The organism is Microbulbifer maximicatervae (SeqCode) (assembly GCF_052467695.1).
In genome coordinates this window covers 3,125,324-3,143,384 of the sequence record NZ_CP174320.1, presented here as the reverse complement: position 1 = coordinate 3,143,384, position 18,061 = coordinate 3,125,324, and the positions used below count along the sequence as shown (strand labels likewise).

Annotated in this window: 19 protein-coding genes; 5 read left to right on the top strand and 14 right to left on the bottom strand. The window is 45.9% G+C overall.

The window, feature by feature from the left end:
• The first annotated feature begins 2 nt into the window (after nucleotides 1–2).
• Entirely contained in the window at nucleotides 3–383 is a 381-nt protein-coding gene (locus ACJJI8_RS13910) for a hypothetical protein (protein WP_444932728.1), read from the top strand.
• 256 nt (nucleotides 384–639) lie between these two features.
• Here ACJJI8_RS13910 and csrA read toward each other — a convergent pair whose 3' ends face one another.
• Nucleotides 640–819 (bottom strand): carbon storage regulator CsrA, encoded by a 180-nt coding sequence (csrA, locus tag ACJJI8_RS13905; protein ID WP_444905805.1) that lies wholly within the window; start codon nucleotides 817–819, stop codon nucleotides 640–642.
• A gap of 1,138 nt (nucleotides 820–1,957) precedes the next feature.
• Nucleotides 1,958–3,667: an FG-GAP repeat protein gene (locus ACJJI8_RS13900; protein WP_444932727.1), complete on the bottom strand. Its 1,710-nt coding sequence runs from the start codon at nucleotides 3,665–3,667 to the stop codon at nucleotides 1,958–1,960.
• A gap of 1,033 nt (nucleotides 3,668–4,700) precedes the next feature.
• On the opposite strand from ACJJI8_RS13900, the gene ACJJI8_RS13895 reads away from it, so the two are divergent.
• From ACJJI8_RS13895 to ACJJI8_RS13885, 3 genes are read left to right on the top strand one after another with little or no spacing between them, the layout of a single operon-like run.
• Nucleotides 4,701–5,153, top strand: a complete 453-nt coding sequence (locus ACJJI8_RS13895) for a hypothetical protein (protein WP_444932726.1) — start codon at nucleotides 4,701–4,703, stop codon at nucleotides 5,151–5,153.
• Nucleotides 5,150–5,872 carry a 4'-phosphopantetheinyl transferase family protein gene (locus tag ACJJI8_RS13890; RefSeq protein ID WP_444932725.1) on the top strand — a complete coding sequence of 241 codons (723 nt, stop codon included), beginning with the start codon at nucleotides 5,150–5,152 and terminating at the stop codon, nucleotides 5,870–5,872. Before ACJJI8_RS13895 ends, ACJJI8_RS13890 begins: the two co-directional genes overlap by 4 nt.
• A gap of 52 nt (nucleotides 5,873–5,924) precedes the next feature.
• A complete protein-coding gene (locus tag ACJJI8_RS13885) occupies nucleotides 5,925–7,028 on the top strand; it encodes a 3-deoxy-7-phosphoheptulonate synthase (protein WP_444932724.1) in 1,104 nt (367 codons plus the stop codon).
• A gap of 188 nt (nucleotides 7,029–7,216) precedes the next feature.
• On the opposite strand, the gene ACJJI8_RS13880 is transcribed toward ACJJI8_RS13885, so the two are convergent.
• The 6 genes from ACJJI8_RS13880 to ACJJI8_RS13855 form a co-directional block, all read right to left on the bottom strand.
• Nucleotides 7,217–7,708 (bottom strand): GNAT family N-acetyltransferase, encoded by a 492-nt coding sequence (locus ACJJI8_RS13880; RefSeq protein WP_444932723.1) that lies wholly within the window; start codon nucleotides 7,706–7,708, stop codon nucleotides 7,217–7,219.
• Nucleotides 7,709–7,802: 94 nt separating this feature from the next.
• Nucleotides 7,803–8,183 (bottom strand): GNAT family N-acetyltransferase, encoded by a 381-nt coding sequence (locus tag ACJJI8_RS13875; protein ID WP_444935169.1) that lies wholly within the window; start codon nucleotides 8,181–8,183, stop codon nucleotides 7,803–7,805.
• Nucleotides 8,184–8,585: 402 nt separating this feature from the next.
• Nucleotides 8,586–9,407: a hypothetical protein gene (locus ACJJI8_RS13870; RefSeq protein ID WP_444932722.1), complete on the bottom strand. Its 822-nt coding sequence runs from the start codon at nucleotides 9,405–9,407 to the stop codon at nucleotides 8,586–8,588.
• Nucleotides 9,408–9,905: 498 nt separating this feature from the next.
• Nucleotides 9,906–10,424 (bottom strand): MaoC family dehydratase, encoded by a 519-nt coding sequence (locus ACJJI8_RS13865; protein ID WP_444932721.1) that lies wholly within the window; start codon nucleotides 10,422–10,424, stop codon nucleotides 9,906–9,908.
• 30 nt (nucleotides 10,425–10,454) lie between these two features.
• On the bottom strand, nucleotides 10,455–10,982 hold the full coding sequence (locus tag ACJJI8_RS13860; protein ID WP_444932720.1) for a MaoC family dehydratase: 528 nt from the start codon (nucleotides 10,980–10,982) through the stop codon (nucleotides 10,455–10,457).
• 56 nt (nucleotides 10,983–11,038) lie between these two features.
• Entirely contained in the window at nucleotides 11,039–11,890 is an 852-nt protein-coding gene (locus ACJJI8_RS13855; RefSeq protein WP_444932719.1) for an HpcH/HpaI aldolase/citrate lyase family protein, read from the bottom strand.
• 279 nt (nucleotides 11,891–12,169) lie between these two features.
• Here ACJJI8_RS13855 and ACJJI8_RS13850 point away from each other — a divergent pair, with 279 nt between their 5' ends.
• Nucleotides 12,170–13,369, top strand: a complete 1,200-nt coding sequence (locus ACJJI8_RS13850; RefSeq protein WP_444932718.1) for a CaiB/BaiF CoA transferase family protein — start codon at nucleotides 12,170–12,172, stop codon at nucleotides 13,367–13,369.
• Nucleotides 13,370–13,374: 5 nt separating this feature from the next.
• Here ACJJI8_RS13850 and ACJJI8_RS13845 read toward each other — a convergent pair whose 3' ends face one another.
• The 6 genes from ACJJI8_RS13845 to ACJJI8_RS13820 all read right to left on the bottom strand — a co-directional run bounded on the left by ACJJI8_RS13845 (nucleotide 13,375) and on the right by ACJJI8_RS13820 (nucleotide 18,049).
• Nucleotides 13,375–13,974, bottom strand: coding sequence for an IMPACT family protein (locus ACJJI8_RS13845; protein ID WP_444932717.1), 600 nt, complete (start codon nucleotides 13,972–13,974; stop codon nucleotides 13,375–13,377).
• Nucleotides 13,937–14,521 (bottom strand): DsbE family thiol:disulfide interchange protein, encoded by a 585-nt coding sequence (locus ACJJI8_RS13840; RefSeq protein ID WP_444896644.1) that lies wholly within the window; start codon nucleotides 14,519–14,521, stop codon nucleotides 13,937–13,939. Before ACJJI8_RS13840 ends, ACJJI8_RS13845 begins: the two co-directional genes overlap by 38 nt.
• A 15-nt stretch (nucleotides 14,522–14,536) precedes the next feature.
• Nucleotides 14,537–16,528 carry a heme lyase CcmF/NrfE family subunit gene (locus tag ACJJI8_RS13835; protein ID WP_444932716.1) on the bottom strand — a complete coding sequence of 664 codons (1,992 nt, stop codon included), beginning with the start codon at nucleotides 16,526–16,528 and terminating at the stop codon, nucleotides 14,537–14,539.
• Nucleotides 16,525–16,974 carry a cytochrome c maturation protein CcmE gene (locus ACJJI8_RS13830; protein ID WP_444932715.1) on the bottom strand — a complete coding sequence of 150 codons (450 nt, stop codon included), beginning with the start codon at nucleotides 16,972–16,974 and terminating at the stop codon, nucleotides 16,525–16,527. The genes ACJJI8_RS13835 and ACJJI8_RS13830 overlap by 4 nt, the downstream gene beginning before the upstream one ends.
• A gap of 87 nt (nucleotides 16,975–17,061) precedes the next feature.
• Nucleotides 17,062–17,304: a heme exporter protein CcmD gene (gene ccmD, locus ACJJI8_RS13825; protein WP_444896642.1), complete on the bottom strand. Its 243-nt coding sequence runs from the start codon at nucleotides 17,302–17,304 to the stop codon at nucleotides 17,062–17,064.
• 1 nt (nucleotide 17,305) lies between these two features.
• Nucleotides 17,306–18,049, bottom strand: a complete 744-nt coding sequence (locus ACJJI8_RS13820) for a heme ABC transporter permease (protein WP_282933518.1) — start codon at nucleotides 18,047–18,049, stop codon at nucleotides 17,306–17,308.
• Nucleotides 18,050–18,061 lie beyond the last annotated feature (12 nt).

Here is an 18,061-nt window from a genome sequence, read left to right as displayed (position 1 = left end):
ACATGTTTGTTCGCCACGCCCATCCCACCGACTGTTTTTATCTCTACAATATGATGCGCTGCTTAGCCAGGCATAATAATTCAACTGACTCTTTCCATATTACCCAACTTGAATTGCAAAATAGGTTGTTTCAGAGGAAAGAGCATCAAGTGCTGGTTGTGGAACAAGACCACAACCTTGAGGGGTATATCAGCTTTAATATTATCCCAGAAAGTGAAAGCTCGGCGGCCTGGGCTATTATCAGTGAGCTATATATCGGGGATTGCGATACAAACCGAAAAGAAGAGATTACCCAAGCCCTATTGAGTGCAATTGCGAAAGAAGCTCGGAAGTATCGCTGCATGGATATAAGGTGGAATGTATCTTCAAAGGGGCATAAATAAAAACTGGCTTTTTAGCAAGGGTTGCAAGTTCAACTTGTAATATAAAAAAGATGGAGAATTCTAAAGCTCACCTGACAGAAAATAATTAGCCCTTCCGCCACCTAACTAGCTTTGATATTCAAAAGAGCCTTTTGGCAGCAAAGAGACACTCGAACCAGAGTGCGTATATCGCCTGCCAGCCAAAGGCTAAAACTTTATGTTTGGAGTCTAGCTTCTTAATCGCCTGCCCCCCGGAATTGTCCCCCTTACGACATATTCAAGCCTCCACTTTCTGTTTCTTTTTGATCCTCACATAGACTTCTTCACGATGGATAGGCAGTGACTTGGGTGCGCTTATGCCTATCTTAACTTGATTACCTTTTACCTCCAGCACTGTGACTGAGACATTTGCTCCAATTCTTAGATATTCACCTGTCCGTCGCTTTAAAATCAACATACTCATTTCCTTCAATAATCAAAATTTGGGCACTTCCGGGATGGGGAACTTGTGATTCAACGTTTGGAGGAAATATGGGGTGGTGCGCGAGGACAGTAGACACAGAAGAGGAAAAGGCGGGCGCTAGACTTCCAGAGCTTGGGAATTGGTCCCAAACTGCTGAATGTACTCCACTTTATTGAATACGAGCGGGTTTCTAGCGTATTATCCATATAGCCATTTTGATAGGACATGTATCAATTTGGTTAGCTGGCCCCGGGTGTTCGCGCACCTTGGGTCAGCGCCTTTTACTTACTCTTACGTCACGCTACCGTTCTCCTTTTAGGGAATGGGTCTTTTGGAAAATTCTCGGCTCTCTCTAGGCTTTCAAGCCTGTAAAGCCGCTTTAATCAGCTCACTCAATTACGGTCAAAATACTAGAAATATCTATCGATTTTACGCAGCTTTGACATTAAAACAAACTTAATAAATTCCAATAAGATCATTTTCGTGCCTATATTTTTTATGTGTCGGGCTTGTGAAACCCCAGCTAACAACCAACAACTGCTATTTAGACTGGGATCCTCCCTCTGACTTTTCAAAAGCTTGAAGAAATAAGCTCTCATTACCGTAGCAGGGAAGAGTTTTCTGAATTAGATTAAAACTCCCATTGAACCAACTTCACAAACAGCACATAGTGCATTTTGAGCTAGTGATAGTGTAGGCACTCTAATTTATAACCGTGTGAGCGATAATGATTGGATATGCTCGCAATCAATTAGGGGTAGCTAAAATTATCTTTTTCAAATTCACCCTAGCTTAATAATACTTGAAACCAAGATACCCAACACCAAAACGAAAAACCCTAACCTTTGACAACCAAGAAAGAAGTTAATCATTAACTAGCAAAAAGAAAATCCAATCACCTACCATTGCTTGATAGATATGCAAAGTAAATAGAATATTCAAAGTATAGGGCTAAAAAAATTTAGCCCTAATCTCTCGATCGTACCAACAGTAAAATTCAGAAAGAGAAATAAAGGAAAGAAATTGAGGTCTCACCTTACAGAAGACAGGTTGGTAAAGCATGGTTGGACCCACGAATATGGGTCCAACTGATATAGAAATATTCCTAGGGATTGAGAAAGATATCGTCTAACTAGTAGATATAAATAGCTCCCGCAGCATCCGCATCATTTAAATCTGGATCAGCCATAATCCCAGTATCCGAGCCCTGCTCTTCTGGAGCGCCCACTACCAGGGTATCACCATCGCCACTTAAAGCGATTGAAGTTCCAAAGTAGTCACGCTCATCGGTGTTATTAGCTTTCAGGTAAGTGCTCTCAATCCAATGCCCATCAACCATCGAATACATATAGGCCGCACCCGCCCTAGATGCCGAGTTGTCATTGCTATCAGCATAGAAACCTATACCAGCACTACTCTCCTGTGCACCTACCGCAAGTAGTGAGCCATCATTGTTCAGGCTAATAGACGTACCAAAAGCATCATCTTCATCGGTGTTACTCGCCTTAAGGTAGGCACTTTGGTACCAAGAATCTTCCTCGTATGAAAATAGATAGACCGCGCCATTATTGAAGCCATCGCGATCATCAGGGTCCTCTGAAGCACCTGCTTGAAGTGGGGCGCCCACAGCGAGCAGGTTGCCGTCGCTACTAAAACTAACATCCCAACCAAAATGATCGCCCACTCTTGCGCTATCTGCAGTAAGTAGCTGTTGCTGAGCCCAGCCTCCATTATTGGAGAAGATATAAGTTGCTCCCCTGCCACCATGCCCACCAATAGCACCAACCGCCAGAATGGAACCATCATCACTCAAGCTAAGGGATGAACCGAAGTCCATATTTGAATTGCTATCACTTGCCTTCAAGTAAGCTTCTTGACTCCACTCAACCCCAGAATACTGGAAGATATATACTGCACCAGAATCCAGAGCTTCGTCATTATCAGGGCCACTATTGACACCGGTAGCACTACTATCTTCAGATGGGGCTGCAACTGCCAAGGTTGTTCCATTACCACTTAGACTCAACGCCCGCCCAAAAAAATCATAGTAGCCATGATTATCTGCTCTTAGTTTAGCGCTGTGAGTCCACTCCAAATCCTCACGGGTGAATATATGAACTGCGCCAGCCGAAAAGTTATCATCCTCACCATTTTCTTTGTAGGCACCAACAGCCAACGTATTTCCGTCGCCACTGAGACTCACTGCAGATCCAAATGCAGCTCCACTTTCAACCTCTAAAGCTTTTAAAACAGCTCGGTAAACCCAACCATCTTCACCATAATCAAAAATATATACAGCCCCTGACCCGCTAGCTGCATTATTAAATTCATTTAACTCATTACTATCTTCGCCAGTCGCACCAACAGCTATGGTAGAGCCGTCGTCACTAATCGCAACGGACCAACCAAACTGGTCGCCGGCTTCGGCATTACCAGCCTTAAAATAACCAATACTATCGACAACTTCCTCATCAATCGATATCTCACTTGAATCCAGGCAAGTTGTATCATCACAGCTTTGTAATATATAGCGAGCGTTCAATCGCTCAAATAGAGGCACCTTAATTTCTACAACTTCAGAACCTGCAGAAATTTTATCACTAACCACTTCATAGCCAGATTGCCCATCTTTGTTCTCAAGAAGTTGATAATAGGTAGCCCCTTCAACATCAGACCATTCAAAAGTGAACACTTTTGCAGAATTGAAATATAGGTAGGGAGTCGCCGCCTCTGAGATCGAGGAACCTCCGCCACTATCATCTCCTCCACCAGATGAGCCGCTCCCACAAGCGCTCAAGATCACACCACATGCAATAACTACCGAACTGCTTTTAAACTTCACAACATCCCTCCCCAAGGAATATGGATTGAATCGCGCGCAACCCTACCAAGCTTCGGTGAAAAGAAAAACCAGAAATAGGATAAAGTGAGAGGCGAAGGAGGTTAAAAAGTAGAGTTATAGTTACAATTACGATGGATGATGTCGCGATAACTTGGGAGGCTATCTTTCAAGAAAAATAGTCTCCTGCACCCCAAAAAAACACATAAAGACAAAAACACAGCAAAAAGAGACACATTGTCGAAAGCGAGCAATAAACCAGAGTAAATTAAAATAGAAACGCTTAATAAATTAGCTCATTCATAATCGAAATCTAAATGCGTAAAAATAAAACGATTGAGATGTAATTTTTGGCCTTTGACAACTTTTTCACACTCTTAAAATGGTGAACCAGCTCTTTTATCAAGTAAAGTGGCTGTGACATTTATCAATAAGCAGTCCTCCCGTTCATTAAATATCAGGTCGGGTATACCCCAACCTACAGAATACCACTGCATTGACCAAAATATCCGACCCCAAGCCATCAGTTAGCAAGCCCTTACAAATACAGGCAACCTCATTAGGGTTAATAATATCCATGGAAATGCTCTAATAACCATATTCAGCACACGGAAATTTAATATAGAAATCAAATACTGAAACTCTTTTTTTACAAAATAAATCGGCTATAGGGGGGGAGAGGTAAGCGCCCCCACAGAATTGCGAATTCCTGCCGTCTTAGCTTTGGCAAACAACCCGCGACACCTACTCATAAAGCCACTTGAAGCTACCAGTGGTAACCTGAGCTACCCGCTAATTATTTTCTGCAGAAAATCCATTGCTTCACAATCCCACACAGGAAGCAGTGGATAAAAAATAGTCAGCGCCATAAGCTGAAGATCAACGAATCCCCAGGCTTGGAAGAAAAAAAGCCGCCACTTCACCAAAACCCCAAATGATAATAATTTTTATTTGCGTTTAGCGTCTAACTGAGGTAGCCTAGCGACCCATCATTACTCCTTCTTAAAAATTAATATCGGGGATAGACCTGTCTATATTGCTCAAGCTTAAAAACACAGGGACTGTCATTACAGCTGTCATGCACTCAAATTTATTTTCATTCACCGCTCCAATTCTTTTTGGGCTTGGCAGCCAGCCGCAGAGTTCGGAGGTAAAGAAGCAATGGATAGGCAGCTATCGCCTAATTCACATTGATGATAAGAATCAAATACAGCACCATGGTCAAACAAACAGCCTATGTGATACCCAATATTTCACAGGCAATACCTTTGGTAATTTTGGGGTTAGTATTCTAGATAAAATACTTGTCACTATGGCCGGGACTGTTTATTTTTTCTCTGCAACAGTTGGTATTGTTACCGCTAGCTCTCTAGGATCAAATGGCTTAAAGAGTGCTGTATATGAAAAAAATCACAGAGAAGAACCTCTCCGCCAAGTACCTCCTCCAAGACGAAAAGATATAGATACTGAAGAAGCTACGACATCATGAACCAGGACTCCTTTAATGATAGTTACAACTCAATATCTGCGTTTTTAGGTGGGTTTCGAAATATAGAGTCCAATCACTTTTCTGGCTGCCTGATAGAAACCACTTTTAGCGTGAGAAACTATTGTGACTCATTTTTTGAACTGCTTAATATTCCTTTTTCAGATGCATTAAACAACGCAGTCCCATCCCGACAGGCCGAATTTCTTGCTGGACGAGCCTGTGCTCACTTTGCCCTCAGCAAGCTGGGTATGCCGGTAAAAGAAATCCCTGTAGGGAAGAACCGCTGTCCAGTATGGCCAAAGGGTGTGCAAGCTTCTATTACCCATGCAGGCAACCGAGCAATCTGTGCAGCCAGCACTACGTCTAAAGGACTTGGAATTGATTATGAAACAATTATTTCAGATAAAACTGCCGAAGAAATCAAACATAATATAGTCAGTAATTCAGAAGTAAGGCTACTATCAGAGAGCAGTTTTCCTCTGGAAGAGTGGCTAACAATAGCTTTCTCAGTGAAAGAAAGCTTTTTCAAGGCGCTATACCCAAAAGTCGGAAAGTACTTTGACTTTCTGGATGTTGAAATTACTGCACTATCGCCCCAGCAACAAAAGTTAGAACTAAGAATTTTGCAGGACCTCTCCCCCAGAGTTCTCAGAGGAAGCACCTATACAGCCACCTATCAACCCTATCAAGGTGGCATATTAAGTATCGTTGAATATTAATCACCACCGACTATACCGACAGCACTTCCGTTAAGAAGAGAAGGACCACTTTATGTCTGACGTTCCAGCTATTCTGAGCGCACGGACTCATATGAAACTCCCGGGTAATGGCGAGCTGATCCAAAAAATGCCCTGCCCGTCTGATACCGCTTTAGCGATCGAGCGAACTCGCCACCAGATTGCCAGAATACTAAGCGGTGAAGATGACCGCCTGCTGGTTGTGATCGGTCCATGCTCAATTCACGACCCTGAAGCTGCGCTAGACTATGCGCAAAAACTGTCCGAAATTCAAAACCAGTTTGAAAGCAGTCTTTGTCTTGTCATGCGTACCTATTTTGAGAAACCGCGTACCACCGTAGGCTGGAAAGGTTTTATTTATGATCCTCATTTGGATGGCAGCGCCGATATGCATACCGGGCTCACCAAAGCCAGGGAGTTATTACTCAATATCAATGCACTGGGACTAGGTACTGCCACTGAATTCCTGTGCCCTTTGAATGCTCTCTACATAGCAGACTTGATTTCCTGGGGAGCTATCGGCGCTCGTACCACGGAATCACAAACACACCGGGAATTAGCCTCTGCACTTCCCTGCCCTATCGGATTTAAAAATAGTACTGACGGAAATGTCAAAGTTGCAATGGATGCGATTCAGGCGGCTCAATCTCAACAGATATTCTGTACCACAATCCACAATGGAAAACTTGAAGCTGTTCAGTCTACAGGCAACCCTAATTGCCACTTAATTCTTCGTGGAGGAAGAAGGCCCAATTACCATACTGAGGACATAGAACAGGCGATATCTCAGCTTGATAATACATCGCTCCCCACCGGCATTATGGTGGATTGCAGCCATGGCAACAGCCAGAAAATACACAGCAATCAAATGATTGTTGCGGAATCTCTCTGCGATCAAATTAGTACAGGACAAAGAAATATCTCAGCAGTAATGATTGAGAGCTTCCTCGAAGAAGGGAGCCAAAAAATTTGCCCCTGGGACAAGATGACCTACGGACAATCAGTTACTGATGCTTGTATCGGCTGGAAGGATACTTATCAGGCGTTAGAGATACTTTCTGAAGCCGTTGTCAGACGTCGCCATCTATTCATCAACTCTCACAATATGGGAATGGAATTAAATCAAAGTGCTATGTAATAGTACTTCAGATATATTTAAGTTACCGATCCCCTGAAGTTTTAGCGGCACTGGCAAAACAGTGCCAACTTTTTCAGTTTTTGGCGCAGATTCTATTTGCAAGCAATTCATTCCAATAGATATGGCCTGAATTCACAACGATCCCAGAAAGAAAATAAGAAACCACAGTGATGTTAAATTTATTTACTTTAGAGCGTAAGAAACATCTCATGCCAACTCAAGCCACCATGAGTAGAATCAGATTTACCTTGATGAATAAATCCATATTTAGAATACATACCAACAAGTTCATCCTGACATATCAGATAAATTCTCTTTTTCCCTAGCTCACTCATTGAGCTAATAAAGCTGTTCAATAGCTTATTTGCCATACCCTTACCTTGATATTTGGGGTGAACCACCAGGGACATAATAACAACATTTTCTCCATTCGAATCATGCCCCACCAGCTCTTTAAACTCTTCGTTAGATAATTCTATGTCGTGAGTTGCTCCTGAATTAATAAAACCTATAACTTCCTTATTATTCTCTATAACAAGGAAACCTTCAGGGCAAATCAAAATTCTCTTTAAAATCTTTTCTTTTGTTGCTGCCTCGTTACCAGCATAAGATACAGATTCAATCTCAAAGCACCTAGCTAGATCCCGCTCATTCGCAGAGCGAATATTAATTTCAGACATCCTTGAGCAAAACTCCATATTCATAAACCAAAATAAAGAAATACGCTATATGCAACTGATACCAGAGAGCATACTTATCAGCAATTATATTTAGCTAAATCACCTTAGCCATTAAATAGACATCCGCATACTCACCATTTTGAAATGCATAATTTTTTGCGGTGCCTTCGACCTCAAATCCATACTTCTTATATAAACTTATAGCCTGTTCATTATCGGTATAAACCTCTAACTCAATACGGCGAACGGCAAGCCAGTTAATAGATAGGTTGAGCATTGCCTCCAAAAGCTTTGAACCAACCCCACCCTTTTGATGCTCTTCACTTACTGCCATACCTATATTTGAGACATGCTTTCGCCTTGGGTTCGAGAACACCTCCATTCCAATTTGGCCGACGATCATCCCATCCAAGACAGCTACGATGCTATAAAAGTTATCGGGGATATTCCCCAGAAACTTCTCCCATTTATCTATTGAAGGGTATGGGACTTGAAGTGTTCCCGCATAGCAGGAAGACTGAGCATATATATATCTTTAATTTCAGGAATATCTTCTTTTCTACTATGTCTAATTTCTATACTCATAGACCGACTCTCCCATCACTTAATACTTGAAACCAAGACCTACAACTCTCTTATCCTTTCCTATAACAACAAAACTTTCGTGGTAGGTCAAAATTCACTTCAAAATTTTTTCTTTTGTTGCAGCCTCGCTGCCAATTTAGGACACAGACCCAATCTCAAAGCACCGATCCAAATCCAATCAATTTACAATGCGAATGTAAACTCTAGACATCCTTGACAAACACTCCCTTCAAATAGATCTAAATAAAGAGAGATATCACACCACCTCCATCATCGGAGATACATGCAAGGCTCACAACCCCCATATACGCTCAATCATGGCGTAACCCTTCGGGTCGTATTTTTTCAAGTCAGTCCGATTAAATGGATAGTAATTTCCACCTACAAAATAGATAGCTGATAATTCGGAAAAGTACTCTTTTTCATTTTTTGATGCATATGCAGGCTCCAGAATTCGGCCTTTTACATCTTCTTGTGCTAAATAGAGGCTACTCTGCCTGGATAACACCCAGGCATCTTTCAGCAATCTATAATTTGTAGGCCAGTCCTCATAGTGCCAAGCATGCGCCAGCTCATGCATTATACTTTTGTTTACCCAAAGATCAGGAAGCCAGAGAAAATTATCCACGTTATATATTACAACTGCATGGGACCAACGCCTGTCACCGAGCAACAGTGTCGAGTCCCCATTCTTTGGAAAATAACGCAATCCGCTCTTCTCTCCCCCAAATTCTGACTCAGGACCGAGCATTATGTAGAAATCTGTGTCTTTTAGGTAGTTATGGCTAGAAACTGGTATCTTATTAAAAATTTGCTCAAGGGTGCTGCTTAATCTATCTAACGCCCGACTTAGCTTCTGCTCATCTTTAGCTGTCTGCGGAGATTCAATGAAAATCGAGTATGCCCCACTTCGCTCCTCATACTTTCTTTCAGGGTAACGGTAATTTACCCTCTTATCTTTTTTATGAACTAAGTGAACGCTAGAAACTTCAGATCCACATTTATTTCGATCATCGGTATAAATAACCACCCCATTTAGCTCACAAGAAAAAACCTCAGCATTAGAAGAGAGGGAACCAACCAAAGATAAAGTTACGACCAAAAATTTTATCATTATGAGCTAACCTTAGGGCGCCTAATAGTATATTTGTAAGCAGATTTATTATATCACCCACCAACAGAGTTCAGAAAGGAAAAGCAAAAAATCGAGGTCAGCCCCATAATTCAACTTATTTATGAACGCTTATAAAAGTGGTACTATTGTAGATATATCCCTAACCAACTGCATCTACACATTTACTCTTGATCACCTGAAAACACCGATATAGATCACCAAGCTAACGGTGACTCTGTGGTTATATGTATACCTGTTCTTAATCTTTAGAGGTCATCGTATACATAAGTAAATAATATTAAAGTGTACTATTCAGATCAACCTACATAATCGAATCATTAGTGGTCAGTGCCCGCTTAACACGGGTGATTCACAGAAAATTATTATTGGCCTTTAGATATATATCTGACTTGGTGGCCCTAAGACTCTCACACTTACACGCTAAACCCATAGGAGATAGGAGGTAGGTGGCAGAGCCACCTACTTAGCGAAGTAAAATCAGTATCCAGCAGCCTTATAGGGACCAAAGTTCTTACGATAAACAAGTAACGTTCGCTTGTAGGCACAAACCCATTCACCATGTTGATTTTGAGCCCGGGAGTATATGCTGAGCAGCCCCTGTTCAGGCCTTGATTTTGACTCCCTTTTGGAAAGTATCTCAGATTCGAAGTATAAAGTATCTCCTACATAAACTGGCTGCAACTCACAGTCACTCATCTCCAAGTTAGCTACAACCTTTCCGAACGTTCTAGTTGTATGCGCCATTGCACTTAAAACAAATGTCTCCAATACTCGTTGCCTATCACCATAAACTCGACGCGCATAAACCTTATCAGTGATAAATGGGCTGAGATCGAATGAGCGAAGTGCATAGTCGACACAGCTAGCTTCCGTGAAGGTTCGGCCTGGACGATGCTCGAATACTTGCCCCACTTCAAAATCTTCAAAGTCTATTCCGACCGTTTCTATATAAACGTTATCTTCTACTTCCCGCAGAAAATTAAATGACTCTTTCATTGAGGTAACCTAAATATGGAAAATGAAAATTCAGTAGCCGTTCGCAGAGAAAGGCAGGTGATTGCGCTTGAAAATCAACATATCACACTGCATTTCGCAAATAGTCTTCTTGTCTTGATTCTTTCCATATATAACAATTTCTACCAGCCCCGCGTCGTCATACTCACTACCTGCCTGGACTTCGAGAACCTTACTCTCAGAATACAAGGTATCACCGCCATAAGCTGGTGCCACCATGGAAATTTTTCTCCAACCAACAATTTTTTTTCGTCGATTGTAGGTCTTCCAGATCAAGCCCATTAGCTGTTGAACCGCTAAAGTAGTATCGATTAACGGCTTACCGAATTCAGTTTGGGCGGTGTAACACTCATCAAAATGCAGCATGGCTTGATTTAAGGTCTTGACGCACTCTTCCTTATTATCGTGCTGGCTAATGGTAACGCCGGGCCTATGGTGAAAAACCTGCCCTACCTTAAAGTCTTCAAAATCGAGACCGTAACGCTCTCGGTAGCGATTTTTGCCGGCCTTTATATATGCGGGAAAATGATAGCTGGGCATAGAAACCTCTTGCCTTACCGAAAGGCTCCGGTGAGTTTGGCTCTGCTACAGTACGGTCACAATCCCTTCGAGGCCGCCACAGTTTTCAGTGCCCGCTCAACCACGGGCATATCCACCATCTGTCCATCAACTACAAGAACTCCACCATGATTCTCTTTATAAGCTTTCAGTACTCGCTGAGCATGAGAGAGCGCCTCACTAGAGGGTGCCAACCCTTGGTGAATCGGTTTAATTTGCTTTGGATGGATGGCTATTTTTCCAGAAAACCCGAGGGCGGAGACCCTCTGTGTTTCGTCAATTAGGCTTCTTTCATCATCCAGTTCCAAATAGGGGCCATCTACAGCATCAATGCCGGCAAATGCAGCAGCCTGAACCAGCCGCCCCCTGCCATATAAAAGAGCATCCCAGCTCATATCCGACCCCACTGTTGCACTGTAATCAGCCGCACCAAAGGCCAAACAAACCACCTCCTCTACCTGGGCAATACTCAACGCATTCTCCAAACCTTTTGGGGATTCAATCAGGGCTATTATTCGAATCGTTTTATGGGAGGGGGCCATAACCTGGCAAAAACCAATCACTTCTTCTGCTGATTGAACCTTGGGAAGAATCACAACATCTGGCAGTTGCGGTAGATCTAGCAGCATCAACATATCCTTGATACCGCAATCGCTATCGAGCTGGTTGATTCTCAACGCGCGCTGAGTGGGAATAATATCCTCTCCTGTAAAGAAATTGACCACCTGCTCTCTTGCAGTATCTTTATCTTCCAGGGAAACGGCATTTTCCAAATCCACACAGGCAATATCGGCTCCGCTGGTCATTGCTTTTTCATAGCGATCCGGCCGGGTCGCAGGGACAAACAGGACGCTGCGAAAATACTTGCTTCTCTTAGTCGCACTACCCATCTGGCGGCACCCTCTCAACAATTTGACACATAGCCGGATATCCGTTTCCGGTGCCCTTCTCCGCACCCGGATTCTGAACAATCCAGTAGCTCACCAAAAGACTAGCAACTCTGTATTAAATCGCGACACTCACCTTCAGTGAGCCCCGCCTGTCAGACAGGTCACCAAAATACGAGTGACCAGTTATCCCCAATATCTACCAGCCAATCCCGCCGAATTTACAACTCTTGTTCTATGCTGAGGGATACGGCGTATCTATATTTAGTGGAATATTCCGACATGTTACCTCTCGCAGGCTTGCGGATTGTCGCAGTAGAACAATATGGTGCCGGCCCTTTTGGTACCTTGTATCTGGCAAATCTTGGAGCGGAAATCATTAAGGTCGAAGATATCTCTCGTGGAGGAGATGTAGGCCGTACGGTTGGCCCCTACTTCCTGGAAGGTGAACCCGGGGACAATAGCAGCCTTTTTTTCCAGACTTTCAACCACAACAAACGCAGTTTATCCCTCAATCTTTCCTCTCCCCAAGGCCAGCAAATCTTGCACAAGCTAATTCTTGGTGCAGATGCCCTGACCGACAACCTGCGCGGAGACGTTCCAGACAAGTTGGGTATTACGTACAAACAACTGGGAAAGCTGAACCCAAAAATTGTTTGCGCTCACTTGACTGCCTACGGCCGCAGCGGCGATAGGGCCAAGTGGCCGGGATATGATTACCCCGTGCAGGCAGAGGCAGGCTATTTCAAGCTAACTGGTGAACCTGACAGTCCACCCACCCGATGCGGCCTGTCCTTGGTGGATTTATCCACTGGGGTAGCTCTGGCACTGGCCGTTGTTTCCGGAGTACTCAATGCCAGGGAAACTGGCAAGGGACGAGATATCGATGTCAGCCTTTTTGATAACGCTTTATACAATTTAAGTTATGTGGCCATGTGGCAATTAAATGCAGGGCACAACCAAAAGCGGGTGCCACGATCAGCACATTTTTCCCTAAGCCCTTGTCAACTTTATAAGACAAAGGACGACTGGATTTACCTGATGTGCAATAAGGAAAAATTCTGGGAAGCCCTGTGTCAATGTATTGAACATCCAGAATTAGTTAACGCACCCAAGTTTGTAAATTTCAGGGAACGCAGAAAAAATCAATCGGAATTAACTGAAATACTGGATGAGATACTGTCAAAAAAAGATACTGCAGAGTGGCTGAAAATTTTAGCTGGTCAGGTGCCGGCAGCCCCGGTATATGATGTTGAGCAGGCGCTGACAAATCCCTTTGTTTCCGATACTGACCGCATCCAAACAATGCCCAGTGATCACGGCAAGGATATTAAAATATTGGCGCCGTCAATTCGCTGTGATGGAGAGATGGTTAATTTCAAGCGGGCACCTACCCTGGGAGAAGACACCAAGGATATCCTGGCTGAGCTTGGCTATTCCGGGGCTGAGATAGCCAAGCTCGCCAAGTACGGCATCATTTGAAAGAACTATTGATCATCGAGAAGCTGAAAGCTCTCCGCCAATAGTTGCGCCTGCAATTGCGACCACTGATCCTGGGGGATTGAAACTGGCACGGTGACATCACTGGCATATTCCGCCTGCCCACAACTCCCCTGGTGACGTCCCACCAAAAAGCGCAGGCGGGCTTCCTGGGAAAAATCACAGCAAACCGAAACATGCAGCAGGGGAATAAAAGGCTGTAAAGGAATATCTTGCAGCGCTGCACCTACCGCACCGCGATAGGCGCGCATCAAGCCACCCACCCCAAGCTTGGTACCACCAAAATAGCGGGTCACGATTGCACCCACATTACCGACACCCTGCTTCAGCAACAATTCCAACATTGGCCGCCCAGCGCTACCGCCGGGCTCGCCGTCGTCATCTGCTTGCATTACTTCCGGGTTGGAAGGGTTGCCGATCACCAACGCGGTACAGTGGTGGCTTGCATCGGGATATTGAGCGCGGACAGTATCCAGCTGTTGCTGAAAAGCCGCCTTATTCTCTACTGGCCCCAGCCAACAAATAAAACGGCTCTTCTTTTCTTCTGTCTCACTGACAACGGGAGATGAGGGAATCTGATAACTCACCGACAATATCGTCCCAGCGCTGGTTTTTTAATTTTTCATACAAAGGCTGGAGCTTGGTCTGCCAGACCTTATTGTCGACAACGCCAACGTGCTTGCAGCGAATAGTCCCCTCGGAATCCACCAGGAAAGTTTCCGGCGCACCGAAAACACCGAGGTCCAGAGCCAAACGGCCATCTCTATCGGCGAGGCTATACAAATAGGGATTGTGGAATTTCTCCAACCACTTGATTGCTGCCTCATCCTCATCTTTGAGGTTAACGCCAACGATCGGCACACCCTGCTCAGCCAGAGCATTCAAATAGGGGTGCTCTACCCGGCAAGCTACACACCAAGTGGCCCACACATTCATCAAATGCGGGCCATTGGGAAGATCTTTCTTCTCTACAATTTGGCTGTTATCCGCCACTTTTTGCAAAGAGAATTCCGGCACAGGTTTATTCAGCAGGGCCGATGGCATTTCCTGTGGATTCAGGTAGAGGCCCCGCCAAAATAACAGGGCCAGCACGACAAATATTACCAGGGGCAAAAAGAGTTTGAGTCTAGACATTATCCTTTCCAACTATTACGCCGTAGCAACATTGCCTGTAACTTCTATATCTACAGGTTTAGCGGCTTTCGCTTTGCGATAGCGCTTATCCGCTACAGCAATAGCTCCACCAATCGCCATCAAAAGCGAGCCCAACCAAATCCATACCACAAAGGCTTTGTACTGAAGTCGCACAGCCCAATCACCGCTTGGGTTAGACCTGTCCATCGGCTCACCGAGGGCCACATAAATATCGCGGAAGAGTCCGGTATCGATCGCCGCCTCTGTCATGGTGTTGCCACCAGAGAGGTAATTGCGTTTCTGGGGATGCAGCTCTGCAACCGGCTTCCCGTCCTTGCTGACATGCAATACACCTTCAAAGGCTCGGTAATTAGGCCCCTGAACCATACGAACACCGTCAAATTTGAAGTCGTAACCGGAAACCTGGAAACTGTCCCCAGCACCCATACGCACATCTTCCTCAATACTGTAAACGGTGGTCAGTACTACCCCCAACACCGAAACTGCCAGGCCGATATGTGCGATATGCATCCCGTAGTAACTGGCTCTCTGACGCTTAAGGCCGGCAAAGAATGAGCTGGAGTTGCGGGTTTTAGCCACGATATCAGCGATGCTGGAAGCAAAGACCCAGATACCAATAAAGATTCCCAGCGCCGCTCCCCAATGGAAATCTCCCAGGGCCAGGGTCCACAGCAACGCAACTACCAACGAAGCGACAAATGGCAAACGCCATGCGCTCAGGAGTTTGTCCCAGCGGCTGTCTTTCCAGTTGGCGCGCACGCCCATCCCCACCAGCAGGCAGAGAACAACCATCAGTGGCACGAAGAAAAGATTAAAGAAGGGCGGACCCACACTCACCTTGCCCCAGTTCATGGCGTCGGCCAGAAGCGGGTAAAGAGTACCGGTCAAAACCATGCCCATAATCAGCATCAACAGAATGTTATTGCCAAGCAGGAAGGTTTCCAAAGAGCGGAGAGAGAAAACGCTACGGGCGCTGACTGTCGGTGCGCGCAGGGCAAATAACAGCAGCGAAGTGCCGACAATTACAGCCAGGAAGCCAAGAATAAAGCTGCCTCGCAGTGGGTCAGTAGCAAATGCATGCACCGAGGTAATCACCCCTGAGCGCACCAGGAAGGTGCCGAGCAGGCTGAGACTGAAAGCGAAAATCGCCAGCAGGATAGTCCAGCTCTTAAACAGGCCACGCTTCTCAGTTACCGCCAAAGAGTGCATCAAGGCAGTCCCTACCAACCAAGGCATCAGGGATGCATTCTCAACCGGGTCCCAGAACCACCAGCCACCCCAGCCCAGCTCGTAATAAGCCCACCAGCTACCCAGGGCAATACCCAAGGTCAGGAAGCCCCAAGCCACAGCCGTCCAGGGTCTTGCCCAACGGGCCCACACCGCATCCAGCTGGCCACCGAGCAATGCCGCAATAGCAAAAGCAAAGGCTACCGAGAAACCCACATACCCCATATAAAGCAAGGGCGGATGGAAAATCATACCGGGGTCCTGCAACAGCGGGTTCAGGTCAGAACCTTCCATCGGCGGGAATGGCAGGGTGCGATCAAATGGGTTGGAAGTAAACAGAATAAACAGGAAAAACCCGATCAGTACAAAACCGAGTACGGATAAAACCCGCGCGGAAAGCTCTGGGGGCAGCTGCTTACCAAACAGCGCTACTGCCGCAGCCCAACCAGCCTGAATCAAAAGCCACAACAGAATGGAGCCCTCATGCCCACCCCATACAGCGGTAACTTTGTAATAAACCGGCAGGATACTGTTGGAGTTCTGTGCTACGTAATTAACCGTGAAATCACTCTGCACAAAAGAAGTGGTCAGGCAGGCAAAAGCGATCAGAACGAACGCAAAAATACCCAGAGCCAGCGGACGCCCCGCATCCATCCACACAGGGCGCGATGAATAGCTACCGGCCATCGGCACTGTTGCGAGAGCAACCGAAAGCAGCAAGCCGACAATTAACGCAAAATGGCCCAGCTCAGGGATCATATTTTCGCTCCATCGGAACAACCTTCATGGGAAACCATGGTGTCGGCTACCTCAGGTGGCGTATAAGTTTCATCGTGCTTGGCCAGCACCTGGTCCGCACGCAGAACACCGCTTGGCATCAACTGGCCGGTAATCACTGCTGCTTCGCCTTCGGCAAATAGGTCCGGCAGGATTTTGTCGAAGACTACGGAGAGTTGAGCCTCGCCATCAGTAATCACAAACTGGACTTCCAGGCTACCAGTAGCTCGCTGCACACTGCCCGGGACAACACAACCTCCCGCGCGAATCCGCTTTTCCATCGGGACTTCACCCGCTGCAAAGGCCTTGGGGGCATAGAAATAATCGATATTGCCGCGCATCGCATAGGCTACAAAACCTACTGCTGCACTGGACAATACCACCAGGACAAGTACGAGTATCAGGCGTTGCTTGCGTACAGGGTGCATTGTCTAAGTCCTACTCCATAACTATTTAATTCTATTGCGCTGATAGGTTCTCCATCGCCCTATCCGCTGGAACCCGGCAAATTGAAATTAAGCCGGTTCCTCTGCTATTTCTTTCTTTGTGGTTACTGTGCGCTCACTCACTGCCTGGCGGCGGCGCTGGGCAATTTTCTGCTGTCGCACCAGCTCTGCCTTCAGGCCGCGGCGGGCAATGTAAGGGTAGAGAGCCATCCCCGCGAGACTCAGGAAAGTCACCGCGTAGGACACCCACACAAATACACCGTGGCCGTCCATCGTTAGGAAATCAGCCAGGTTGGCAAATTGAAACTCCACTTTATCGACCTCCCGCCAGTTCTTCCTGTACCCACTTGGTGCGCATCTCGCGCTTGAGCAGCAGAGTGCGGGTGTGAGTCAGCAGGGTCCAGGCATACATACAGTAGAAACCGATAATCATGGTCAGCAGCGGGTAGAACATACTCGGATCAATACTGCTGGATTCGGTCAGGCGAATGGTCGCGGGCTGGTGCAAGGTAAACCACCAGTCTACGGACTTGTAAATAATCGGGATATTCACGGTGCCCACCAAAGCCAGCAGTGCAGAAGCTTTGTCGGCGACCTGCTCCCGGTTCACTGCGTGGGTAAGTGCCATAACGCCGACATAGAGAAACAGGAGTATCAGCATTGAAGTAATGCGGGCATCCCATACCCAGTAAGCACCCCAGGTAGGTTTACCCCACACAGCACCGGTAAATAGCGAGACAAAGGTCAATACCGCACCGATCGGCGCGGCAGCGCGCATCACGGCAAAGGAGAGCTTCATCTTCCAGATCAAGCCGATAGCACCGCTGATCGCCATAATGTAGTAACCGGCCAGGGCCAGGAAGGCGGCGGGTACATGGATAAAGATAATGCGGTAACTATTGCCCTGCTTGGCATCTTCTGGGGCAAAACCCAGGCCCCAAACACTGCCTACAGCGAGCAATACAACACTAGCCAGCGCCAGCCAGGGCAGCCAGGCTTCAGTTTTTTGATAGAACCAGCGGGGCGAACCCAGGCGGTGAAACCATTGCCAAGCCAAGAAAGACCTCCA

Coding starts and splice junctions, on each gene's coding strand:
- ACJJI8_RS13910 (WP_444932728.1), top strand. CDS start 3: ATGTTTGTTCGCCACGCCCATCCCACCGACTGTTTTTATCTCTACAAT.
- csrA (WP_444905805.1), bottom strand. CDS start 819: ATGTTGATTTTAAAGCGACGGACAGGTGAATATCTAAGAATTGGAGCA.
- ACJJI8_RS13890 (WP_444932725.1), top strand. CDS start 5,150: ATGAACCAGGACTCCTTTAATGATAGTTACAACTCAATATCTGCGTTT.
- ACJJI8_RS13885 (WP_444932724.1), top strand. CDS start 5,925: ATGTCTGACGTTCCAGCTATTCTGAGCGCACGGACTCATATGAAACTC.
- ACJJI8_RS13880 (WP_444932723.1), bottom strand. CDS start 7,708: ATGTCTGAAATTAATATTCGCTCTGCGAATGAGCGGGATCTAGCTAGG.
- ACJJI8_RS13870 (WP_444932722.1), bottom strand. CDS start 9,407: ATGATAAAATTTTTGGTCGTAACTTTATCTTTGGTTGGTTCCCTCTCT.
- ACJJI8_RS13865 (WP_444932721.1), bottom strand. CDS start 10,424: ATGAAAGAGTCATTTAATTTTCTGCGGGAAGTAGAAGATAACGTTTAT.
- ACJJI8_RS13860 (WP_444932720.1), bottom strand. CDS start 10,982: ATGCCCAGCTATCATTTTCCCGCATATATAAAGGCCGGCAAAAATCGC.
- ACJJI8_RS13855 (WP_444932719.1), bottom strand. CDS start 11,890: ATGGGTAGTGCGACTAAGAGAAGCAAGTATTTTCGCAGCGTCCTGTTT.
- ACJJI8_RS13850 (WP_444932718.1), top strand. CDS start 12,170: ATGTTACCTCTCGCAGGCTTGCGGATTGTCGCAGTAGAACAATATGGT.
- ACJJI8_RS13840 (WP_444896644.1), bottom strand. CDS start 14,521: ATGTCTAGACTCAAACTCTTTTTGCCCCTGGTAATATTTGTCGTGCTG.
- ACJJI8_RS13835 (WP_444932716.1), bottom strand. CDS start 16,528: ATGATCCCTGAGCTGGGCCATTTTGCGTTAATTGTCGGCTTGCTGCTT.
- ACJJI8_RS13830 (WP_444932715.1), bottom strand. CDS start 16,974: ATGCACCCTGTACGCAAGCAACGCCTGATACTCGTACTTGTCCTGGTG.